The organism is Stenotrophomonas sp. Sm2128 (genome assembly GCF_030985535.1).
GTDB classification, from domain to species: domain Bacteria; phylum Pseudomonadota; class Gammaproteobacteria; order Xanthomonadales; family Xanthomonadaceae; genus Stenotrophomonas; species Stenotrophomonas maltophilia.
In genome coordinates this window covers 38,414-58,927 of the sequence record NZ_JAPTFQ010000020.1, presented here as the reverse complement: position 1 = coordinate 58,927, position 20,514 = coordinate 38,414, and the positions used below count along the sequence as shown (strand labels likewise).

General features: G+C 67.4%; 21 protein-coding genes. 13 read left to right on the top strand and 8 right to left on the bottom strand.

Annotated features, from left to right (window positions below):
* Positions 1–28: 28 nt before the first annotated feature.
* Positions 29–505: a MerC domain-containing protein gene (locus tag O0K41_RS08295; RefSeq protein ID WP_049450856.1), complete on the bottom strand. Its 477-nt coding sequence runs from the start codon at positions 503–505 to the stop codon at positions 29–31.
* Positions 506–537: 32 nt separating this feature from the next.
* On the opposite strand from O0K41_RS08295, the gene O0K41_RS08290 reads away from it, so the two are divergent.
* The 8 genes from O0K41_RS08290 to O0K41_RS08255 all read left to right on the top strand — a co-directional run bounded on the left by O0K41_RS08290 (position 538) and on the right by O0K41_RS08255 (position 7,166).
* Positions 538–1,071: a DUF2796 domain-containing protein gene (locus O0K41_RS08290; RefSeq protein WP_088436276.1), complete on the top strand. Its 534-nt coding sequence runs from the start codon at positions 538–540 to the stop codon at positions 1,069–1,071.
* The gene (locus tag O0K41_RS08285; RefSeq protein ID WP_049450853.1) at positions 1,068–1,763 is read left to right on the top strand and encodes an ATP-binding cassette domain-containing protein; all 696 of its coding nucleotides are present in this window, start codon (positions 1,068–1,070) and stop codon (positions 1,761–1,763) included. The genes O0K41_RS08290 and O0K41_RS08285 overlap by 4 nt, the downstream gene beginning before the upstream one ends.
* Positions 1,756–3,009, top strand: a complete 1,254-nt coding sequence (locus tag O0K41_RS08280) for an ABC transporter permease (RefSeq protein ID WP_164222848.1) — start codon at positions 1,756–1,758, stop codon at positions 3,007–3,009. The genes O0K41_RS08285 and O0K41_RS08280 overlap by 8 nt, the downstream gene beginning before the upstream one ends.
* Before the next feature lie 2 nt (positions 3,010–3,011).
* Positions 3,012–3,563, top strand: a complete 552-nt coding sequence (locus O0K41_RS08275) for a DUF3299 domain-containing protein (protein WP_108269805.1) — start codon at positions 3,012–3,014, stop codon at positions 3,561–3,563.
* A complete protein-coding gene (locus O0K41_RS08270; RefSeq protein WP_108269806.1) occupies positions 3,553–4,173 on the top strand; it encodes a DUF3299 domain-containing protein in 621 nt (206 codons plus the stop codon). The genes O0K41_RS08275 and O0K41_RS08270 overlap by 11 nt, the downstream gene beginning before the upstream one ends.
* Entirely contained in the window at positions 4,173–4,919 is a 747-nt protein-coding gene (locus O0K41_RS08265) for a hypothetical protein (protein ID WP_164222846.1), read from the top strand. Before O0K41_RS08270 ends, O0K41_RS08265 begins: the two co-directional genes overlap by 1 nt.
* 152 nt (positions 4,920–5,071) lie before the next feature.
* On the top strand, positions 5,072–6,604 hold the full coding sequence (locus O0K41_RS08260) for an MFS transporter (protein ID WP_164222843.1): 1,533 nt from the start codon (positions 5,072–5,074) through the stop codon (positions 6,602–6,604).
* 4 nt (positions 6,605–6,608) lie between these two features.
* Positions 6,609–7,166 carry a TetR/AcrR family transcriptional regulator gene (locus O0K41_RS08255; protein WP_088436282.1) on the top strand — a complete coding sequence of 186 codons (558 nt, stop codon included), beginning with the start codon at positions 6,609–6,611 and terminating at the stop codon, positions 7,164–7,166.
* A gap of 481 nt (positions 7,167–7,647) precedes the next feature.
* On the opposite strand, the gene O0K41_RS08250 is transcribed toward O0K41_RS08255, so the two are convergent.
* A complete protein-coding gene (locus O0K41_RS08250) occupies positions 7,648–8,544 on the bottom strand; it encodes an AraC family transcriptional regulator (RefSeq protein ID WP_164223371.1) in 897 nt (298 codons plus the stop codon).
* A gap of 106 nt (positions 8,545–8,650) precedes the next feature.
* Between O0K41_RS08250 and O0K41_RS08245 the strand changes: the two genes are divergently transcribed.
* Positions 8,651–9,187, top strand: a complete 537-nt coding sequence (locus tag O0K41_RS08245; protein ID WP_049450840.1) for a peroxidase-related enzyme — start codon at positions 8,651–8,653, stop codon at positions 9,185–9,187.
* A gap of 308 nt (positions 9,188–9,495) precedes the next feature.
* Here O0K41_RS08245 and fdhD read toward each other — a convergent pair whose 3' ends face one another.
* The gene (fdhD, locus tag O0K41_RS08240) at positions 9,496–10,335 is read right to left on the bottom strand and encodes a formate dehydrogenase accessory sulfurtransferase FdhD (protein WP_164221189.1); all 840 of its coding nucleotides are present in this window, start codon (positions 10,333–10,335) and stop codon (positions 9,496–9,498) included.
* A 244-nt stretch (positions 10,336–10,579) separates the two neighbouring features.
* Between fdhD and O0K41_RS08235 the strand changes: the two genes are divergently transcribed.
* Positions 10,580–12,862 (top strand): FdhF/YdeP family oxidoreductase, encoded by a 2,283-nt coding sequence (locus O0K41_RS08235; RefSeq protein WP_164221191.1) that lies wholly within the window; start codon positions 10,580–10,582, stop codon positions 12,860–12,862.
* An 18-nt stretch (positions 12,863–12,880) separates the two neighbouring features.
* Here O0K41_RS08235 and O0K41_RS08230 read toward each other — a convergent pair whose 3' ends face one another.
* Entirely contained in the window at positions 12,881–13,897 is a 1,017-nt protein-coding gene (locus O0K41_RS08230; protein WP_239503517.1) for a DUF4034 domain-containing protein, read from the bottom strand.
* Between the two features lie 181 nt (positions 13,898–14,078).
* On the opposite strand from O0K41_RS08230, the gene O0K41_RS08225 reads away from it, so the two are divergent.
* Together O0K41_RS08225 and O0K41_RS08220 are read left to right on the top strand one after the other, a co-directional pair.
* On the top strand, positions 14,079–14,420 hold the full coding sequence (locus O0K41_RS08225; protein ID WP_080052374.1) for a hypothetical protein: 342 nt from the start codon (positions 14,079–14,081) through the stop codon (positions 14,418–14,420).
* Between the two features lie 115 nt (positions 14,421–14,535).
* The gene (locus O0K41_RS08220; RefSeq protein WP_164221195.1) at positions 14,536–15,072 is read left to right on the top strand and encodes a DUF411 domain-containing protein; all 537 of its coding nucleotides are present in this window, start codon (positions 14,536–14,538) and stop codon (positions 15,070–15,072) included.
* Between the two features lie 122 nt (positions 15,073–15,194).
* Here O0K41_RS08220 and blaL1 read toward each other — a convergent pair whose 3' ends face one another.
* The 4 genes from blaL1 to O0K41_RS08200 form a co-directional block, all read right to left on the bottom strand.
* Complete coding sequence (gene blaL1 / locus O0K41_RS08215) at positions 15,195–16,067, bottom strand: L1 family subclass B3 metallo-beta-lactamase (RefSeq protein WP_164221197.1); 873 nt, start codon at positions 16,065–16,067, stop codon at positions 15,195–15,197.
* Between the two features lie 95 nt (positions 16,068–16,162).
* On the bottom strand, positions 16,163–18,592 hold the full coding sequence (locus O0K41_RS08210; RefSeq protein ID WP_164221199.1) for a TonB-dependent receptor: 2,430 nt from the start codon (positions 18,590–18,592) through the stop codon (positions 16,163–16,165).
* 71 nt (positions 18,593–18,663) lie between these two features.
* Positions 18,664–19,515: a FecR domain-containing protein gene (locus tag O0K41_RS08205; RefSeq protein WP_164221201.1), complete on the bottom strand. Its 852-nt coding sequence runs from the start codon at positions 19,513–19,515 to the stop codon at positions 18,664–18,666.
* Positions 19,512–20,036 carry an RNA polymerase sigma factor gene (locus O0K41_RS08200; protein ID WP_164221203.1) on the bottom strand — a complete coding sequence of 175 codons (525 nt, stop codon included), beginning with the start codon at positions 20,034–20,036 and terminating at the stop codon, positions 19,512–19,514. The genes O0K41_RS08205 and O0K41_RS08200 overlap by 4 nt, the downstream gene beginning before the upstream one ends.
* A gap of 202 nt (positions 20,037–20,238) precedes the next feature.
* Here O0K41_RS08200 and O0K41_RS08195 point away from each other — a divergent pair, with 202 nt between their 5' ends.
* Positions 20,239–20,505, top strand: a complete 267-nt coding sequence (locus O0K41_RS08195; protein WP_088429971.1) for a hypothetical protein — start codon at positions 20,239–20,241, stop codon at positions 20,503–20,505.
* The last annotated feature ends 9 nt before the right edge of the window (positions 20,506–20,514 follow it).

The following is a 20,514-nucleotide window of genomic DNA, read 5'->3' as shown; positions in this document are numbered from 1 at the left end:
CCCCGGGGCTGCCGGCCAGCGGCCGGCACTACCGGCGGTTGTGCAGCGCGCGCCGGTTGCCGATGTGCGCGCATGCCAGCAGCACGCCACCAGTGGCTGTCGCCACGCCATGCCAGAGCAGTGATTCCTTCAGCGGCAGATACAGCGAGGCCGACAGCAGCAGAATGGCGCCGGCGCAGGCCAGCTGCACCGGCCGCCAGCGCCCGTGCCGGTGCACCCCGGCCGAGGTACTCGCCAAGGCCAGCGACGAGGCCAGCAGCGCGAACAGCCATTCCCAGCGCGACATCATCAACAGCAATGTCATCGCGCCATGGCCGGGATGCTGGAACGAGCGCAGCGCCATCATCGCAGCCGGCACGAAGGCCAGCAGCAGGGGCAGGACAATGCAGTGGGCGGCGCAGGCCAGGGACAGCCAGGCCCCGGCAAGATCGAAGCGGGGGTGCCAGCGTGCCGAAGTTGGCGGCTGGGCCAGGGCCCTTGCGGGCGTCGTGGGGATGTGGTCCATAATGTTACATAGTAACAATTGGAGCCTCCCCCATGAAGCGTTCTGCTGCTCTTTTCCTGCTGCTGGCTGCCAGTGCCGCGCAGGCCCATGACATCCGCCAGCACGCGCCGCACGTGCACGGCCAAGCGACCGTGGACGTTGCACTGGACCAGCAAACGCTGGAATTCGCCCTGCAGGCCCCCGGCATCGGCATCCTTGATTTCGAGCGGCCGCCAGCCAATACAGCCGAGCAGGCCGCGCTGGCGCGTGCGACTGCGCTGCTGCAGGGCGGCAGCTGGGTCACCTTGCCTACCGCCGCGGGCTGCCGCCTTTCAGGCAACGATGCCAAGGCCGAGGGATTCGATGCGACGGCTGCCGCACCGCCATCCGGTCAGCATCGGCACGCGGGGTTCAGCGCAACGTTGCAGTACCACTGCGCCAAGCCTGGCGAGCTGCGGGCCATTGTCGTGCGCCTGCCCGCACTGTTCCCGGGCCTGCACGAAGTGATCGTCAACAGCGCCACCGCCCGAGGACAGAACCGCAGCGTGCTGACCCCGGACAACCTGCGCGTGGTGCTGGCACCGTGAGCATGCGACCGGTGATCGCGCTGGATGGCGTGCAGTTCGGCTATGGCCGGCGGCTGGTGCTGGACGTGCCGCGGTTGTGGATCGAGCAGGGCAGCAGCGTGCTGCTGCGCGGGATCAGTGGGGGTGGCAAGAGCACGTTGCTGGGCCTGCTGGCGGGCGTGCTGCTGCCTGGCAAGGGCCGCATCGAAGTCGCCGGCCACGCGCTGCAGGCGATGCGCGGTGCCGCGCGGGACCGCTTCCGCGCCGACCACCTGGGCGTGATCTTCCAGCAGTTCAACCTGCTGCCGTTTCTCAGCGTGCGCGACAACATCGCGCTGGGCCTGCGCTTCTCGCGCCTGCGCAGCGCACGCATCAGCGGCCCGCTGGATGCCGAGATCGCCCGCCTGCTGCAGGCGCTTCAGCTGGACCCGGCGCTGATGCAGCGGCGCGCAGGCACGCTCAGCGTCGGCCAGCAGCAGCGCGTGGCGGCGGCACGCGCCCTGATCGGCCGCCCGGCGTTGCTGCTGGCCGATGAGCCGACCTCGGCGCTCGACCGCGACGCGGCCACCGCGTTCCTGCAGCTGATGTCGGCGCAGTGCCAGGCAGCCGGCACCACCGTGCTGGCGGTCAGCCATGACGACAGCCTGGAGCGGTTGTTCGACCGCACGATTGCCCTGTCTCAGATCAACCAGGCAGGTGCCGGCCATGCTTGAGCTTGCCTGGGCCAGCCTGCGCAGCCGTGCGTTGAGCGTGGGCCTGACCGTGCTGGTCATCACCCTCAGCGTGGTGCTGTTGCTGGGCGTCGAGCGCGTGCGCACGCAGGCACACGAAGGCTTCGCCAGCACCGTGTCCGGTACCGACCTGATCGTCGGTGCGCGTTCGGGGCCGGTGAACCTGCTGCTGTACTCGGTGTTCCATATCGGTGACCCGACCAACAACGTGTCCTGGCAGTCCTACCAGGAGCTGTCCGCGTTGCCGCAGGTGAAGTGGGCGGTGCCACTTTCGCTGGGCGATTCCTGGCGCGGCTACCGCGTGGTCGGTACCAGCGATGGCTATTTCGAGCACTACCGCTATGGCGCCGGGCACGCGCTTGCGTTTGCGAGCGGAAGGCCGTTCGATGACCTGTATGACGTGGTGATCGGTGCCGAGGTGGCACAGGCACAGAAGGTCGGCCTCGGTGACCAGATCGTGCTGGCACACGGCACCGGCGCGGTCACGCTGGCCACGCATGCCGACAAGCCGTTCCGTGTTACGGGCATCCTGCAACGCACCGGCACGCCGGTGGATTCGTCGCTGCTGGTCTCGCTGCCGGCGATCGAGGCGATCCATGTCGACTGGCGTTCGGGCGTGCAGCTGCGCAGCCAGCGCGTCAGCGCCGAGCAGGCGCGTCATCTGGATCTGACCCCGACCAGCATCACCGCCTTCATGCTCGGCCTGAACTCGCGCATCGCCACGTTCTCGGTACAGCGCAGGATCAACGAGTATCCGGACGAGGCGATGCTGGCGATCCTGCCCGGCGTGACCCTGCAACAGCTGTGGCAGTCACTGGGCACCGCCGAGCGGGCGTTGCAGCTGATCATTGCGATGGTGGTGCTGCTGGGCATGGTCTCGCTGGTGGCGCTGCTGGTCTCGACCCTGCAGGAGCGGCGGCGTGAGATGGCCATCCTGCGTGCCACCGGCGCGCGACCGGGTTACATCGCTGGCCTGCTGGTGGTGGAGGCGGTGGCGACCAGTGCGGTGGCCTGCGTGCTGGCCCTGTCGCTTCTGGTGGTCGCCAGTATTGCCGGGCGCGGCTGGGCCCTGGCCACCTTCGGCCTGTCGATCACCCATGTCTGGCCGGATGGCCGCGAGCTGGCGTGGGTGGCAGGCGTGCTGGCGATCAGTGCGGCGGCTGGGCTGGTCCCGGCGTCGCTCGCTTACCGGCGCACCTTGGCCGATGGCCTTTCACCGGGAGGCTGAGCATGCGCTGGATGCTGTCGCTGCCGATGGTACTGGCCCTGGTTGCCTGCGAGCGGCCGGTGGATACCGGTGTGCAGGCCTTGCCACCCTCGCCGGTTGTCGACCGCGCTGACGCTGCGGATGCGGCAGAGCAGGAACTGGACTGGCTGCAGATGATGCCCAAGGACGAGCTGGCCGCGCTGGAGCGGGGCGAGGGCCCGGAGGTCGAGCACAACGGCAACCGGCGCATGCCGCAGTTCGGCACCTTCCGCACCGTGGACACGGTACTGCAGCGGCCGGTGCGCCTGCCGGGCTACGTGGTACCACTGGCCAACGCGCAGGACGGGCGGCTGACCGAATTCCTGTTCGTGCCGTACTACGGCGCCTGCATCCACGTGCCACCACCGCCGCCGAACCAGATCGTGCACGTTGTGCTGCCGCGCCCCATCGCGATGCCGGACATGTACTCGCCGTTCTTCCTGGCCGGCACTCTGCGTGCCGAACGGTTGGACGACGATCTGGCCGGTTCGGCCTACACCATGCGTGACGCACAGTTGAGGCCGTATGAACCGTAGTTGCCTGCTGCTGGTGCTGGGGTGCGTCGGGTTGGCAGCCTGTACCGCGCCGGGCGGCGATGCCGTGGTGGTCACGCCGCAGGACAAGCCGGCGCCCTCCGCCACGGCCGAAGCCCTCATCGACCGTTGGGACGCGTTGCGACCCGACGAGGTCACCTACCAGCGCCCACCCCCTCAGATCGGCCTGTCACGCAATGGGATGGAGGGCGTGGGTGGCCTGATCGACGACACCGGCTCAGGCACGCCACCGGGGCTGGAGATCGACCATTCCAGCCCGGATCGCGCCAAGCAGTTCGGCTCTTCGCGCGTGGTCGACGCTGTCGACGGTCGCGCGGTGGATCTGGATGGCTACGTGGTACCGCTCGGCACCAACGATGCCGGACTGGTCGATGAACTGCTGTTCGTACCGTTCTACGGGGCCTGCATCCATGTTCCACCGCCGCCGCCCAACCAGATCATCCACGTGACCCTGGCGACACCGATCGCGCTGGGCGATCTGTGGGATCCGTACCGGCTTGCCGGCCGCCTGCAGGTGAAGCGTTTCGACGCGGACATCGCCAGCGCGTCCTACGATGCCGCGGCAGCCACGCTGACGGCGATCCGCAACTGATGCGCAGGCGATGGATCATGGCTGCCGGGCTGATCGTGGGCGCGGTGGTGCTGCTGGTGTGGTGGCAGCGGCAGCGCGGACCCACCGCGCCGCCGGCGGTTGCGTTTCCAGCACCGGCGTCCGATGCCAGCCAGCGCATCGAACAGCGCCTGGGTGACGACCACGCATTCCGCAACGACGTGCTGTTCCTGCTCGCGGCAACATTGCGTGACCGCTGCCAGCCGGCGCAGGCGGGAGTGCTGGCGCGCATGGCCAATCGTGCATCGCTGCCGGTGCTGGCGGCAGTCAGCGCGGTGACCCAGCAGGATCCATCGCTGGACCGGCCCATCTACCAGTACATCCAGCATCGCGCCGACGCGACGCCGTGCGGACAGACGCTGCAGATGCCGTTGGCCGGTGGACGCCGCATGGCCGTGGACATCGAACAGTACGCGCGCACGTTCCCGGACAGCTACTTCGACCCGCAACGCAGCAGCGAACCGCGGGATTTCGGTGGGCTGTCGCTGCAGCAGCGCGCCGGCAACGCCTGCAACAGCGTGGTGTACTCGGTGCTGCCGCTGGGTGGCACCGACTGGCGATGCAGCAGCCTGCGCGCCAATGCCCGCGCGCGCGTGCGCGGGCTGTGCGAGGACGAGCTGCGGCGCCAGCATGGTGACATTGGCGGCGAACTGGACGCCGCCGTGGGGCAGGGCATGCAGGCGGCCGTGGTATCGGCCATCGCCGCGCTGCCGGAAGACTGCCGGTGAGCGTCTGCCAGTAGAGCCAGGCCATGCCTGGCTGGCGGCCCCGTCGAGCAAGCCCGCCTCTACAAAAACTGAATCGGCTGGCTCCGACGATCATAACTATACAGGACATCCGGTATAGTTATGATCGTAATCCACCCCCACCAGGTTCTCCCATGGCTTTGTCCCAGCCCTTGGCCGGTGCTCCGGCCCTGTCGCGTGCCCGCCGCTGGGCACTGTTGTTTACCGTCGCCGCCGGCCTGCTGCTGGTCACGCTCGACAACTCCGTGCTCTACACCGCACTGCCCACCCTGACCGAGGAACTCTCGGCCAGTGCCGGCCAGGCGCTGTGGATCATCAACGCCTACCCGCTGGTGATGGCCGGCCTGCTGCTCGGCGCGGGCACGCTGGGCGACCGCATCGGCCACCGCCGCATGTTCCTGATCGGCCTGGTGGTGTTCGGCGGCGCCTCGCTGGCAGCGGCGTTCGCCGACAGCGCAGCGCAGCTGATTGCCGCACGCGCGTTCCTGGCGGTCGGTGCCGCAGCGATGATGCCGGCCACGTTGGCGCTGATCGGCCTGAGCTTCCACGAAGAGCGCGAACGCAATATCGCCATTGCGATCTGGGGTTCGGTGGCCATCGTCGGCGCGGCGCTCGGACCGATCATTGGCGGCTGGCTGCTGCAGCACTTCTGGTGGGGCTCGGTGTTCCTGATCAACGTGCCGGTGGTGGTGGTCGCGTTCGTGGCCACGTTGCTGCTGGCGCCGGAAGGACAGCGTGACACCTCGCGGCCATGGGACCTTGTGTCCTCGGTGCTGGCATTGGCGGCACTGTCCGGCCTGGTGCTGGCGATCAAGTCGTTGATCGCTACGCCGCCGTCGTATGCGCTGGGCGCAGGCGCGCTGCTGCTGGCCGTCATCAGCGGTGCGGCGTTCGCGCGCCGCCAGCAACAGCTGCCGTACCCGCTGCTGGACTTCGCGATCTTCCGCAACCCGGCGTTCCTGGCCGGCACGCTGTCGGCGGTGTTCACCCTGTTCGCGATGGCCGGCCTGCAGCTGGTCACCACCCAGCGCTTCCAGCTGGTGGCAGGTTTCACGCCGCTGCAGGCCGGCCTGCTGGTCTCGGTGGCGGCACTGAGCAGCCTGCCCAGCGCACTGCTGGGCGGCAGCATCCTGCACCGGGTGGGCCTGCGCCCGCTGATCTGTGGCGGCCTGGCCGCAGGTGCGCTGGGCGTCGGCGTGGTGGCGTTCGGCTTCCCGCACGGCCTTGGTTGGGTGGTCGCGGGCATGGCGATCACCGGCTTCGGCATGGGTTCGGCCATCTCGGTGGCATCCACCGCCATCCTCAACAATGTGCCGGCACACCGCGCAGGCATGGCCTCGTCGGTGGAAGAAGTGTCCTATGAGTTCGGCGGCCTGCTGGCGGTGGCGATGCTGGGCAGCCTGAGCGCCGCGATGTACAGCGCGTTCCTGCCGGTCTCGGCCGACATGCCGGCACTGGCCCGTGAAGGCTTCACCCAGGCGCTGCATGCCGCGCGCGAGAGCGGGCAGGGCGAGTGGTTCGCATTGACTGCGGCGGCGTATGACCGTGGCTACCAGATCGTGCTGCTGGTGATCACGGCGGTGTTGGCGATGGGCGCGACGATCCTGGCGCGCCTGCTGCGCGGCCGCGTCGGAAGCCGCGAGGGTGCGGCCGATCGCGTAAAATGAAGCGATGAGAACCAGCAAGCGCGACCGCATCCTCGACGCCGCCGTCAACGTGATCAATCGTGATGGCGTGCGAGGGGTGACCTTCGAGTCGGTGGCGGCCGAGGCCAAGCTGACCCGCGGCGGCCTGCTGTACCACTTCCCGTCGCGCGAGGCGCTGCTGCGCGGCATCGACGAGCACCTGGTGCAGGCCTGGGAAACGTCGATGGAAACGCTGCTGGGCAAGCGCGCGGATGAAGCGACGGCACTGGAGCGTTACCAGACCTTCGTGCGTGTCTCGGCGCAGAGTGCCACCCGTGCCGAACTGATGTTCATGCTGGAATCGGCCGACCCGGAGGCGGGCGAGCGTCCATGGGGACCGGCGGTACGGCGCTGGGCACCATCCGCGCCGGAGGCCGGGAATGTCGATCCGACGACGCTCGACAATTTCGTGGCGCGCCTGGCCGCCGATGGCCTGTGGATCTACGAGGCGATGTACGAAGGCCAGCTGGACGAAGGCGTGCGCGCCCGTGTTGCCGAGCGCATCGCCGGGTTGTTGGCGAAGTCTGAAGGAACGTCCAGTTGAGCGGCCCGCCGGCGCGCAGACATCACCCGTGGTAGAGCCGACCGCTGGTCGGCTGCCCTTCGGTCAGGCCACGAAAATGCGCTTCGGTAGAGTCGACTGTCAGTCGACTGCTCTTCGGTCAGACAACGAAAACCCCGCGCTTCGCGCGATAGTCGACTGACAGTCGACTCTACCCCTCGCGCGTCTGCCCAGCCTGGCCCCCAGCCGCTTGCGGAACGCCTTCGACAGCGAGAATGACGGGACGTCCAGTTGAGCGGCCAGCCGGCGCGCAGACATCGCCCGTGGTAGAGCCGACCGTTAGTCGGCTGCCCTTCGGTCAGGCCACGAAAATGCGCTTCGGTAGAGTCGACTGTTAGTCGACTGCTCTTCAATCAGAGAACGAAACCCCGCGCTTCGCGCGCTGGTCGACTGTCAGTCGACTGCTCTTCGGTCAGACAACGAAAACCCCGCGCTTCGCGCGTTAGTCGACTGACAGTCGACTCTACTCCTCGCGCGTCTGCCCAGCCTGCGCGGCGCCCGAGGCCAGCCACGCCCTCGGCGATACCCCCAGCCGCTTGCGGAACGCCTTCGACAGCGAGGCGGTATCGGCAAACCCGACCTCGATCGCCACCTGCTTGACCGCCACGCCGGCCCGCAGCTGCGTGCAGGCCAGGCTCAGCCGCCAGTCCAGCAGATAAGCGGCCGGTGTCGCCTGCATCACCTCCTTGAACACGGCCGCGAACGCGCTGCGCGACATGCCGGCAGTCGCAGCCATGCGCGGCAGCGTCCATTCGTCCTGCGGCGCCTGGTGCATCGCCACCAGCGTACGGGCCAGCCGCGCATCGGACAGCCCGCGCATCAGCCCATGGCTGACGCCAGCCGCATCCGGGTGGTCCACCACCCAGCGCAGGATCTGGATCAGCGCCACCTCGAACAGGCGGTTGGTCAGCAGCCGGGAACCGCAGCGCTGGCGATCGGCCTCGGCGAACAGCAGGTGCAGGGTGTCATCCAGTTCGCCGATCGCCGCCAGCGGCACCACTATCACCGGTGGCAGCGACTGCACGATCGGATTGCGCGCGCCGCCATCGAAGTCCAGCGTGGCGCAGGTGAAATCCGGGCCATCCAGCGGTGCGTTGAAGAACACATGGTGCAGCGGCTGCGGATACAGCAGCAGGCTGGGTGTGTCGATCTTCAACCGGGGCAGCGCGATATCGCCCCCGGGATGACGGACCTCCATTTCACCCTGGCGCAGGATGTGCAGGAAGGCACGACCAGGCTGCGGCTCGAAGACGTGGCGCCCGCACAGCGGACCGCTGTGGAACAGCGCGGCCTGCACCCGGAAGCGTTCCAGCAGGGAGGAGAGGCGGTCGGGTGCGGAAGCGTCGGCGGATACGTTCATGGATGAATGGACAACATGTGTGGTTTATCGCGCCTGATTCGTCCGGGGAGTCTACCTAGGATGAGCGGGTCGTCCAATCCCGGGCGCTTTCCCAAGGAGATCCACCATGTCCCGTGTCCCCCTGATCGATGCCGCCAACACCACCGCCGACCGTCAGGCCCTGCTGGGCCAGGTCCACGCCGCCTTCGGCGCCACCCCGGCCATGTTCCGTGCCGTGGCCAACTCGCCGGCTGCCCTGCAGAGCATGTGGGGTGCGTTCGGCGCGCTGGGCGGCGGTCGCCTGTCGCCGCTGCTGGGCGAGCAGATCGCCGTGGCCATCGCCAACCGCAATGCCTGCGAGTACTGCCTCGCCGCGCACACCGCGCTGGGCCGCAAGGCCGGCGCCAGCGGCGAGCAGATGGCCGCCGCGCAGATCGGCCAGTCCAGCGATCCGGCCACCTCGGCGGCATTGGACTTCGCGCTGAAGGTGGTTGAGCAGCGTGCGCAGATCGCCGACGGCGACGTGCAGGCGCTGCGCGCGGCTGGCTTCGATGATGAGCAGATCGTTGAGATCCTCGCCCACGTCGCGCTCAACCTGTTCACCAACTACATCAACGTAGCATTCGACGTCCCGGTGGACTTCCCGAAGGTCGCGCTGCGCTGAGATCTGGCCTGGCCCGGGTGGCAGTGGTCGCCCGGACCGGTCTGAATGGAGCCGACCGGGTAGAGTCGACTGTCAGTCGACTATCGCGCGCAGCGCGGGGTTTTCGGGGGTCTGAACGAAGAGCAGTCGACTGACGGTCGACTCTACAACGCAGCGTTCGACGTGCCGGTGGACTTCCCGAAGGTGGCGCTGCGCTGAGATCTGGCCTGGCCCGGGTGGCAGCGGGCCGCGCGGGCAGGTCTGAATGGAGCCGACCGGGTAGAGTCGACTGTCAGTCGACTATCGCGCGCAGCGCGGGGTTTTCGGGGCTACTTGTCGTCTGCCTGCAGCCGTTCGGGATGGGTATACACATTGAACCCGCTTTCCCGCGCGAACCCGACCAGGCACAGGCCGGCGCTGCGCGCCAGATCGATCGCCAGCGCGGTCGGCGCGGACACCGCTGCCAGCACGCTGGCGCCGGCGCGCACTGCCTTGCTGACCATCTCGTAGCTGGCCCGGCTGGAAATCACCAGCAGACCACCCTCGATCGTGTGTTCATTGTGATGCAGGGCGCCGATCAGCTTGTCCAGTGCGTTGTGGCGGCCGACGTCTTCGCGTACCCAGCCGATGCGCCCACTGGCGTCGGCCCAGGCCGCGGCGTGGATCGAACCGCTTGCCGCATTCATCGGCTGGTGCTGCGCCAAGGTGGCCACCGCCCGCTGCAGGGCGGTGGCGGAATAGCTGCGGCGTTCGCGGATCTGCGGGAGTGGGCGCAGCACTTCTTCCAGCTGGCGCGTGCCGCACAGGCCGCAGCCACCACGGCCGGGCAGCAGGCGCCCATTGGCGGGGTCCAGATCGGCACCGGGTGCCTCCTCGGCCACGGTCATCTGCAGTTCGATGCCTTCCAGCTGTGGGCGGATGTCGATCGACAGCAGCTGCGAGGGCGTAGCAATCAGTCCCTCGCTGAGCGAGAACCCAAGCGCAAAGTCCTCCAGGTCGCAGGGCGTGGCCATCATCACCGCGAAGGCGACGTCGTTGTAACGCAGCGCCACCGGCACTTCCTCGGCCACCACGTCGACCAGGGGCTGTCGCCCCTCGCTGCGCCAGCGCTGCAACGGGCGCTGGGCCGTGCCGGCAGGCGGGGTGTGCGGTGGGGTCGAATCAGGCATGCAGCGCGTCCGGACAAGGGAGATACGCAGGTGGTGGACCACCCACGCCATCGAGAATAGCGCAGTGGCCATGCGCTGACGCAGGTGTAACCGTTGTCATGGCAGGCTGCGCTGAAAACAGCGCGCACCCACTGGCGAAGCCGTGCAGGCCGTGTTTGACTGTGGGGCTGGCTGTGCATCCGAAAGCGCCGCCGGACCGCGTTGTGCCCATTGTTGCCGCGTTCCTCCCGTCAGGTTCCCGAACATGTCCGAGCAGAAGCCGCCGCGTTACAAGCCCTACAACCAGCCCGCCGGTGGTTGGGGTGCCGCCGGAGCCACCGCCAAGGTGCTGCTGCAGCAGAGTGTGATCGGCAAGGGGTCGAAGGCGTTGCTGGCGATGAACCAGCCCGGTGGCTTCAAGTGTCCCAGCTGCGCGTTCCCCGATGCCGACGAACGCAAGAAGCTGGAGTTCTGCGAGAACGGCGCGAAGGCACTGGCCTGGGAAGCCACCCAGTTCCGTGCCGGTCGTGAGCTGTTCGCCCGGCATACCGTTACCGAGCTGATGGCGCAGACCGACTACTGGCTGGAGATGCAGGGCCGGTTGACCGAGCCGATGCGCTACGACGCGGCCACCGATCACTACGTGCCGTGCAGCTGGGACGATGCCTTCGCACTGATCGGCCGCCACCTGCAGGCGCTGGACAGCCCGCACCAGGCCGAGTTCTACACCTCCGGACGCACGCCCAACGAAGCGGCGTTCCTGTATTCGATCTTCGTGCGCGAGTTCGGCACCAATAATTTTCCGGACTGCTCGAACATGTGCCACGAGCCGACCAGCCGCGGCCTGCCGCCAGCCATCGGGGTGGGCAAGGGCACCATCGTGCTGCAGGACTTCGAGCATGCCGAGGCGATCTTCGTGATCGGCCAGAACACCGGCACCAATTCACCGCGGATGATGAGCAATCTGGTCGAGGCGCGCAAACGCGGCATTCCGATCGTGGCGGTCAACCCGATGCCCGAGCGCGCGCTGATCCGCTTCGCCGAGCCGCAGGACATGGTGCAGATGGCCACGTTCGGTTCGACCGAGATCACCAGCGAGTTCGTGCACATCCGCATCGGCGGCGACCTGGCCCTGATCAAGGGCATGATGAAGGTGATGTTCGAGCGCGAGGCGCAGGGTGAGCGTGTGCTCGACCATGCATTCCTCGCCGAACACACGGTGGGCCTGGAGCCGCTGCGCGAAGACGTGATGGCGCAGGACTGGGACGAGATCGTGCAGGTGTCCGGCATTTCGCAGGCGCAGATCCGTCGCTGTGCGGAGATCTACATCCGCTCCAATGCCACCGTGATCTGCTACGGCATGGGGCTGACCCAGCACCAGTACGGCTCGCGCCTGCTGCAGCAGGTCGCCAACCTGCTGTTGCTGCGTGGCAACTTCGGCAAGCCCGGTGCTGGCATCGGGCCGATCCGGGGCCATTCCAATGTGCAGGGCGACCGCACCGTCGGCATCGACGAGAAGCCCAAGCCGGCCTATCTCGACCGCGTGCAGCAGGTGTTCGGCTTCGACCCGCCGCGTGAGCATGGCCACCATGTGGTCGAATCCATCGAGGCGATGCTGGACGGCAGCGCCAGGGTGTTCATCGGCCTGGGTGGCAACTTTATCCATGCCGTGCCCGATACGCCGCGCGCGTACGAGGCAATGCGTGGGCTGGACCTGACCGTGGGCATCGCCACCAAGCTCAACCGTGGGCACCTGGTTCATGGCCGCGATGCGCTGATCCTGCCGGTGGTGGCGCGCTCGGAGCGCATCGTCACGCCGGCCGGCGAGCAGTTCGTCACCATCGAAGACGCGATGTCCAATGTGACCGCCTCGCGCGGCGTGCTCGAGCCGGTCAGCGCCGATGTGTTGCCCGAGGTCGAGATTGTCTGCCGGATGGCGATGACCGCGCTGCCGCACAGCAAGGTCGACTGGGCAGGTTGCATGCACGACTACGCACTCATCCGTGAGCTGATCGCTGCGGTGTACCCGGAGATCTACACCGGTTTCAACGAGCGCATCCAGCAGCCGCATGGTTTTCATCTGGACATCCCGCCGCGCCGCCGCGTCTGGCCCACGCCAAACGGCAAGGCCAACATCCTGATGATGCCCGGCCTGGACGTGGACGATCCCGTACATGATCCGGACATGCTGCGGTTGGCCACGGTGCGCTCGCATGACCAGTACAACACCACCATCTACAGCTACAACGACCGCTATCGCGGCGTGTACAACGATCGCATGGTGCTGTTCATGAACATCGAGGACCGGCTGGCGCGCGGGCTGGAGAAGGAGGCGCTGGTCAGCCTGGAGACGATCAGCGGCGATGGCGTGCAGCGGCGCGTCGAGGGCCTGACCGTGCTGGACTACCCGATGCCGCGCGGCGCGCTGGCCGGCTACTACCCCGAACTGAACCCGTTGTTGCCGCTGGACTACTACGACCGCATCAGCGGCACGCCGGCGGCCAAGTCGATCCCGGTGCGGATGAGTGCAATGGCGGCGGTCGCCTAGCAGTGAATGAATCCAGTCCTATGGGCCTTCGGCATGTGGGTTGGGTTCATCCAGAGCAAAGGAGCAACGGAAATAGTTGGCCGTATCCCGCCAAGCGCCAACGATCGGTTCCTGGATCTGCGCCAGCAGTTCACGGGCCTTGACGGGATCATTGGCCTGGCAGGCGAAGTACGCGAACGATTGCAGGTTCCATGGCGAGGGATAACGTGACAGCACGTCTTCGAAGCCGCGTTTCATGGTCGGCCAGTTCACTTTCGACTCGGTGAACAAACGGTCCTCGTACTCCCGCTGCGAGGCGACCCAGTAGATACGGGCGTACAGCATGTATTGGTCCTGCGGTGGGGCCGCAGCCATGACCCTGCGTGCATAGGCTTCCAGGCCAGCCGGATCGCCGCCCCACTTCGGAGCGAAATAGCGCACGGCAGCAAAGTAGAGCGGGAAGTAGCCCGGATAGCGCGCGATGCCTTCGTCATGCAATGCGAAGAAGCGGTCTGCATCCCAACTCTGTTCGATCGCCCGGTGTTCCATCGACTCGTACCAGTACGGGTCCGTGCTGGCGATGTCCTTGTATTTCAGCAGGTAGTCAACGGCCTGCTGCTGCAGCGCCTTGAACGGTGCCCAGTCCTCTTCCTTCACCGTATTTGCATAGCCGGGGCCGCGGATGCTCCAGCCTTGGCGGCTGAGCATCTCAGCCATGGCCAAGCGCGCCGACGGCGACCTGGGGTAGCGCGAGATCCACGCCTGCACGAGCTTCTCGCGACCCTGCCAGTAGGCCGGGTCACGGTTCCTCATGCTGAAGACATAGCCGATGCCTACGTAGTACGCCGAAAGCTTCCAGACACCACTGCTGAAGTAGCGATCCGTATCCCGGTAACGACTGGCGAGTTGCTCCAGTCTGGCGAAATCCTGCTTCTCCAGCAGTTGCTGTGCCTGCCGGGAGACTTCAGCGCGTTCGCTTGCTTCATCTTCGCTTGGTTCTTCGCCGTGGGTGATGGTCGCGCACGACAACAGCAGCACCACAAGCAGTGTTCGCATGAATCCATTCATGAGGGAAACTCCGTGTCGGGGACAGGGGCAGGGGCGTGGCAATGCAGGGTGGCACGATTGCCATCTCGCCATAGCAAGGGGCATCGCGCAAGTCGGCCGCGTGGTTGTCAAGCTGTCAGGGTCGTTGCCACCCCACGTTCAGGGCGCCTGCATCGGCTATCATCGGCCGGTGAACCTGCCTGGCCTGCTGCTGCGATGGATGTTGCTTGTCGCCCTGGTGCTGAATGCACCGGCGCTGGCGCTCGCTGCGTCTTCGTACAGCGGCCCGTCCAGCCAGGGGCATTGCGCTGCACCGCACTCGGCCGCGATGGCTGCAGCCGGCTGCTGCGATGATGCAGCCCCGGCGGCCTGCCAGAGTGGTGAGTGCGAATGCCCACCGGCCTGTCTTGGCATGCTGGCGACATTGAACGGAACACCGGCCTCGCCGTGGCGCGAGGCGCCTGTTCCGGCCAATGCCCAGCAACGCGCACCGCCGCCGAGACTCGACCCGCTGCGGCCCCCCATCGCGTGATTCCCTGCAGGCCCTACGCGCCTGCCGTAGCTGCTCGACTTCTTCTCGACTCTGCCCGCGCCTTCGATGCGCGGGCGGCGGGCTACGTTGCCCGCCTCTGCAAAGGAATCACTCAATGAACCGTACTCTCTCCCTCGGCCTGCTGCTGGGCACCGTGCTGGCCACGACCGCCTGCGCTCGTGCCGCCGAAGAATCCTCCGCGGCACCGGTTGCCAGCGAAGCACCGGTACCGGCCCAGGCCAGCCCGGCCAAGATCGATCCAGCCTTGCCGGTCGCCATCGTGCACAAGACCGCCAGCTGCGGTTGCTGCGGCATCTGGGTCGACCACCTGAAGGCCGCCGGCTTCCAGGTCGATGTGCGCGACACCGATGACATGAATCCAATCAAGGTCCGCTTGGACGTGCCGGTCGGCAAGGCGTCCTGCCATACCGCCGAGATCGGCGGTTACGTGGTCGAGGGTCACATCCCGGCCGAGGACATCAAGCGCCTGCTGGCCGAACGCCCGGCCGCGCGCGGGCTGGTGCTGCCCGGCATGCCGGCCGGTTCGCCGGGCATGGAAATGCCGGACGGCTACGTGCAGCCGTATACCGTCGAGCTGGTGCGCACCGATGGCAGCACCGAGCCGTTCGCCCAGCACGGGCAAGGTGGCTGACAGCCAGTGGTGGTGCCGGTCGGTCTGACCGGCACCTTTCCTCGCGGCCGACTTGCTCTTTACAGAGTCGAGCCGTGCTCGACTGCTCTGCGGCTCCGTCGAGCAAGCTCGACGCTACAGAATCAGCGGGTCCCGGCCGTTTCCCTGGCCAACTGCGCGTCGAACTTCTTCTCGGCCGCATCTGCGTAGGCGTTGCAGGTCAGTGCCTCGGCGCTGGCCTTGCTGCCGGCGGCATAGTTCCAGTTGCTGGCGCCCGGATGCGGGGTGAGCAGCAGATCGCAGGGCAGCGCCCGTACCGTTGCGAAGCTGCGCTTGTAGTCCTCGATCAGGCGCGGATAACGGGGATTGCCCTTCAGCTGGTAACCCGGTGCACTCAGGCTGTCGGCGTAGGCGATGCGCACCGGCTTGCCATTGCGGGTGTCGGTCCAGGTCCAGGCGGTGCTGCCCGGGGTGTGCCCTGGCATGAAGTGCGCGGTGAATGCGATGCCGCCCACCGTGACCACTTCGCCATCCATGATGATGCGGTCGGCGCTGGCCGGCGGATAGGTGATGCCGTCGCCAAAGTGCAGGTCGTTGCTGCCGCCGCGCGCCAGCAGCACCGCCGTTTCTGCATTGGCCGCCACATGCGCGCCGGTGCGACGCTTGAGCTCGGCGACCGGGCCGGCGTGGTCGGCATGCGCATGGCTGAGCAGGATCAATCGCAGGTCCTGCGGGGCCACGCCGCGCAGCTTCATGTTGTCCAGCAGGTGACCGGCCATCTGTGGCATGCCGCCATCCAGCAGTACTGCGCCCTCGGCGGTCTGCACCAGCAGCGCGGTCAGGTCCTCGGTGCCGATCTGCCAGGTGTGGTCGGCAACCTGCAGCGGCGCCATCGGCTGCAGCCAGGACGCATCCACGGTATAGGCCCGCAGTTGTGGCAGCGGTGCCTCGGCGGCGCTGGCGTGGGCGGCCGGAAGAGCGACGGCCAGGGCGAAGGCGAGCAGGGTAAAACGCATGATCCACGTCCGCTTGAAGGAGGCCCAGAAACTAGCATGGGCCTCCTTCATCGCGTCTCGCATAGATTTCATGGCTCCCATAAGGACGCCATGGATCAGTACCGGTACTGCCATCCCAGCGTCAGCACCCGGCCGCGGCCGGAGAAATAGCTCGGGTTCGACGGCGTGGTCTGCGAGTAGTAGCTGATGTACTGCCTGTCCGCCAGATTCTGCGCGCCCAGCGTGAAGGCATGCTTGTCCAGCGTATAGCGCGCGACCAGATCCACGGTGGTGTAACCCTTGAACTCGGCCACCCGCGCGCCACGCAGGTCGAAGTCGCGGTCGAAGGCGTGACTGGCCTGCAGGCGGGTGCTCAGCTGCGGCGTCCAGCTCTGTTCCCAGAACGCAGTCAGCCGGTTCGGCGCGATGTTCACACCAGCCAGGTCGCTGTCGAGGCGACCGTCAACGTCGGCGTCGTAGCGGCCGTTGGCGCGTGCATAGCCCAGTCCGAGGCGGCTGTTGCCCAACCGCAGGCGAAGGTTGCTTTCAAAGCCTTCCACGCGGGTGGCTTGGCGCTGCACCGCATAGGCATCGATGCCCGGATCGTAGATCAGCACCGAGCCCAGCTCGGATTCGGAGGTGTAGTAGGCAATGTCACCGCTGAAGCGGCCATCGTCGTACTCCAGGCCGATCTCGCGGTTGTCCGACACCACCGGTGACAGGTCGACGAGGCTGTCCACGCGTTGTCCGTCGCGGTTGATCGCGCGCAGCACGCGGCCGACGTCGGCCACGGTGTAGCCTTCCGAGTACGAGGCATAGGCGTTGAGGCGATCGTTGATGTACCAGACCGCGCCGAAGTTGGGCAGGGTCTCGCTCATCGTCGGCTTGCCACCGGCCACCTTGCGTGCGCCGTAACGGGGCAGGGTGGTGTAGTCGCCTACTTCCAGCTCGCCCTTTTCGTAGCGCAGGCCGCCGGACAGCATCAGGTGATCGGTCGGCCACCAGTGCAGCTGCAGCAGCGGTGACAGGCTCTGGTAGGTGGTCTGCGGCACCCAGTTCATGCCACTGGCCAGCAGCACCTGGTGGGTGCGGTCGCGCAGGCCGTCCAGGCCCAGGGTCACGTCCAGCGTGGTGTCGGCGATGCGGCTCCAGCTCTGGGTCAGCTTGAAGCCGCGCTTGTCCGATTCGTTCTGGGTCTGGTCCCAGGCGGCATTGGCGCCGGTGTTGCCCCACGGATCCCATTGGCTGGCACCGTAGCGGCCTTCGAAATCGACCGCGAAGGCCTGCGCCTGGAAACGGCCGCCGAGCAGGTCGGCGGCGCTGTAGTCCACCGTCAGCGAACGCGAGCGGTTCATCGGCGGATCGAGCGGCGTATCGCCGGGGACCGAAATGGTCGGGCGACCGGTCCGGTAGTCACCGTTGATGGCCAGGTAGTTGTCCAGCCCGCGCAGTTCGTAGCGGTTGGCCATGACCTGCAGGCGGTGGCCGTCGGCAATGTTCCAGCCCAGCTTGGCAAATACGTTCGATGAGGTCGAGTCCATCAGCTCGCCCTGCGCGTTGGTGCCGATCGATCGGCCCTCGCCGTCGTGGTACAGGCCCTGCTTCTCATAGGCCAGGCCGGCGACCAGGTCGAACTGCTCTCCGCGCACGCCCACCAGGGCCGAGCCGCGCTGGCCATTGTCGTCGTGGCGGCTGGGCAGGGCAGCGCTGTAGCTGACGTTGGTGTCGAGCAGGAACGCGCCCGGCTCACTGGGCGCATTGCGGGTGATGATGTTGACGATGCCGCCGGTACCGCCGATGCCCTGCAGCGCGTTGGCACCGTGGATGACCTCGATGCGTTCGATCATCGCCGGGTCGATGGTGTGCGAATCACGCGAGCCATCGCGCAGCGGCGTGGACTGCGGCACGCCGTCGACCATGTACAGGATGCCGCGGCCGCGCATGGTTTCGCCGTAGTTGGACATCTTCTCGCGCGCCGGGGCAAACGCCGGGATCTGCGACGACAGCACCCGCGACACATCCGAGCCCAATGCCAGCTGCTGGGCGATGTCCTCGCGGGTCAGCACCGTGATGGTATTGGGCATGGCGGTCTCGCCCTGCGGCATGCGCGCGGTCGAGGCCGAGACCGTGACGCGGGCCAGCGACGTCGTCGAGGCGGATGACGGCGCCGATGATGCGGCCCGGGCCGGGATGCGCGGCTTCGCCGGCGCTGGCGCGGCACTCACCACGAACACCCCTGGCGAACGTTCCTGCATCGCCAGGCCTTGGCCTGACAGCAGCCGCTGCAGGGCCTCACGCGGGGTGTAGCGGCCATCAACAGCCGGGGCGCTGCGGCCGCTCACGCTGTCGGCGGCGAACAGCAGCTGGATGCCACTCTGCCGCGCCAACGCAGTGAGCGAGGCCTGCAACGGGCCGGCCGGCAGGTGCAGCTCGACGGGCGCGGACGCAGCGGTCTGCGCCATGGCGGGCAGGGCCGCACACAGGCAGGCAGCGAGCAGGGTAGGGGCCAGCCGGCGCAGGGCGGCAGGCGGAACAGGGCGGGTCATGCGGGGGTCCTTCGGAAGGGTTCAAGCATCTGCCGGATGGGACGACGCGCAACCCACCCTCGGTGCGGCATTCAATCGCGGGCGCGCAGATGCAGGCTGCCATCGGAAGCGGTGTGCACCTGTACCGGCAGGATCTCGGGCAGCAGCGCGAGTACGGCTTCGGCGCGGTCGGCATCGAAGACGCCTGATACCTGCAGCGGCCCCAGTACCGGGTCGTCCAGCACGATGGGACGGTCGTGATAGCGCTGCAGGATGCGCAGCACCTCGGCCAACGGCATGCGGTCGAACTGCAGCCGCCCACGGGTCCAGTCCGCTCGATCCGGGTCCACCGCTTCCGGCGGAGACAACGATCCTGGCTGGGCCAGCACACGCTGCCCCGGCTTCAGGCGCTGCTCGGCGCCCCCGCCATCCACACGCACGCCCACCTCGCCGCGCCACAGGGTTACCTCGCTGAGGCTACCCTGCCGGTCAACGTCGAACACCGTGCCATAGTTGCGCACATGCACCGCCCCGGCCTCGACCTCGAACGGGCGCCAGGTCGAGTGCTGCACCTGGAAACGGGCCTGGCCCTGCACCAGCACCACTTGCCGCGAGCGGATGTGCCTGCGAACCTGCAGATGGGTACCGGCGTCGAGCAGCAGATGGCTGCCATCGGGCAGGCGGATGCCGCGGCGTTCGCCCACCGCGCTCCGATAGTCGTGCACCTGCCATGCCGGGTCGGCAATGAACACGCCCGTGGCCGTGATCAGCAGCAGTGGCAGGACGATCTTCGACGCACGCCCACCGCGACGACGCTGCAGCGCATCCGCGCTGGGCATGGGGAAGCGTTCCTTCAGGGCATCGCGATGCTGGTCCAGCACCTGGTCGGTGGTTGCGGGTTGGACCGGCGGTTGCGGTGGGGACGGCGGCGGTTGTGGGCTCATCGCAGGCCAGCCGACCGTTGGCAATCGGCCATGGCCAGGCGCAGGTGGCGCTCCACCGCCTTCTGGCCGATACCCATGCGGCGGGCAACCTCAGCCTGTGGCAGTTCGTGGATCTTGTGCAGGATGAAGACCTGCTGGCGGCGGCAGGGCATGCGTTCGATGGTGGCGCCCAGTCGTTGCAGTGCCTGCTGTCCCTGCGCCTGCTGCTCAGGCCCGGGGCGCGGGCAGGCGTCATCGGGCAGCTCGGCACGTGCCTCCACCCAGTGCCGGCGCAGATCCTCGGCGCGGCAGCGATCCACCGCAGTGTCGTGCGCGATCCGCCGCAGCAGCGCGATGGGTTGCCGTGCATCGTAGGCGGTTGGGCGTTCCAGCAGGCGCACGCAGACATCGTGCACCACCTCACGAGCCAACCCCGGCGAGCGGAAACGGCGGCGCAGGTACTCCACCAGTTCCTCGTAATGGCGCACCAGCGAGGAGACCAGCGGCAGCGCGGGAGGGGGTAGGGAAGGCAGCTGGGACATCCGGACCGGAAGCAAGGGCAAGGGGCGCGCGGGGGAGGGCATCCCTGCGCGATGACGCAATACTAATGGGAACCGTTCGCGTTTGCCATGTGGGGCGCGGGTCGGGGATTGTTCGTCGGAACTGGAAAGTGAAACCACGATCATCGTCTGGAGCGCAGAATCGGCCGCGGCTAGCCTGCCAGCAGGCTCAAGGAGATGGACCATGCACGTGCTTCTGGTGATGGTGGGTGGGGTGTTGTTGTTGGGGGTATTCCTGCTCTTCGGGCGGCTGTGGAGCGTAGGCCAGTCACAGCTGCCCACGGCCCTGCTCGCGTTCATCGCCACCTGGCTGCTGGTGACGCTTGCCAACATGTGGGTGGGCGTGAGCAAGGCCGGCTACGCCGTGCGGGAGGAACTGCCGATCCTGCTGCTGGTGTTCGCGGTGCCGGCCCTGCTGGCTGGACTGCTGTACTGGCGCCTGGCGCGCTGAAGGACGGCC

Excerpts from the sequence above, each read along its gene's own strand:
- O0K41_RS08230 (WP_239503517.1), bottom strand. The coding sequence starts at position 13,897 with ATGCGAACACTGCTTGTGGTGCTGCTGTTGTCGTGCGCGACCATCACC.
- O0K41_RS08275 (WP_108269805.1), top strand. The coding sequence starts at position 3,012 with ATGCGCTGGATGCTGTCGCTGCCGATGGTACTGGCCCTGGTTGCCTGC.
- O0K41_RS08265 (WP_164222846.1), top strand. The coding sequence starts at position 4,173 with ATGCGCAGGCGATGGATCATGGCTGCCGGGCTGATCGTGGGCGCGGTG.
- O0K41_RS08200 (WP_164221203.1), bottom strand. The coding sequence starts at position 20,036 with ATGTCCCAGCTGCCTTCCCTACCCCCTCCCGCGCTGCCGCTGGTCTCC.
- O0K41_RS08235 (WP_164221191.1), top strand. The coding sequence starts at position 10,580 with ATGTCCGAGCAGAAGCCGCCGCGTTACAAGCCCTACAACCAGCCCGCC.
- O0K41_RS08250 (WP_164223371.1), bottom strand. The coding sequence starts at position 8,544 with ATGAACGTATCCGCCGACGCTTCCGCACCCGACCGCCTCTCCTCCCTG.
- O0K41_RS08280 (WP_164222848.1), top strand. The coding sequence starts at position 1,756 with ATGCTTGAGCTTGCCTGGGCCAGCCTGCGCAGCCGTGCGTTGAGCGTG.
- O0K41_RS08260 (WP_164222843.1), top strand. The coding sequence starts at position 5,072 with ATGGCTTTGTCCCAGCCCTTGGCCGGTGCTCCGGCCCTGTCGCGTGCC.
- fdhD (WP_164221189.1), bottom strand. The coding sequence starts at position 10,335 with ATGCCTGATTCGACCCCACCGCACACCCCGCCTGCCGGCACGGCCCAG.
- O0K41_RS08220 (WP_164221195.1), top strand. The coding sequence starts at position 14,536 with ATGAACCGTACTCTCTCCCTCGGCCTGCTGCTGGGCACCGTGCTGGCC.
- O0K41_RS08290 (WP_088436276.1), top strand. The coding sequence starts at position 538 with ATGAAGCGTTCTGCTGCTCTTTTCCTGCTGCTGGCTGCCAGTGCCGCG.
- blaL1 (WP_164221197.1), bottom strand. The coding sequence starts at position 16,067 with ATGCGTTTTACCCTGCTCGCCTTCGCCCTGGCCGTCGCTCTTCCGGCC.
- O0K41_RS08270 (WP_108269806.1), top strand. The coding sequence starts at position 3,553 with ATGAACCGTAGTTGCCTGCTGCTGGTGCTGGGGTGCGTCGGGTTGGCA.
- O0K41_RS08205 (WP_164221201.1), bottom strand. The coding sequence starts at position 19,515 with ATGAGCCCACAACCGCCGCCGTCCCCACCGCAACCGCCGGTCCAACCC.
- O0K41_RS08245 (WP_049450840.1), top strand. The coding sequence starts at position 8,651 with ATGTCCCGTGTCCCCCTGATCGATGCCGCCAACACCACCGCCGACCGT.
- O0K41_RS08210 (WP_164221199.1), bottom strand. The coding sequence starts at position 18,592 with ATGACCCGCCCTGTTCCGCCTGCCGCCCTGCGCCGGCTGGCCCCTACC.
- O0K41_RS08255 (WP_088436282.1), top strand. The coding sequence starts at position 6,609 with ATGAGAACCAGCAAGCGCGACCGCATCCTCGACGCCGCCGTCAACGTG.
- O0K41_RS08195 (WP_088429971.1), top strand. The coding sequence starts at position 20,239 with ATGCACGTGCTTCTGGTGATGGTGGGTGGGGTGTTGTTGTTGGGGGTA.
- O0K41_RS08295 (WP_049450856.1), bottom strand. The coding sequence starts at position 505 with ATGGACCACATCCCCACGACGCCCGCAAGGGCCCTGGCCCAGCCGCCA.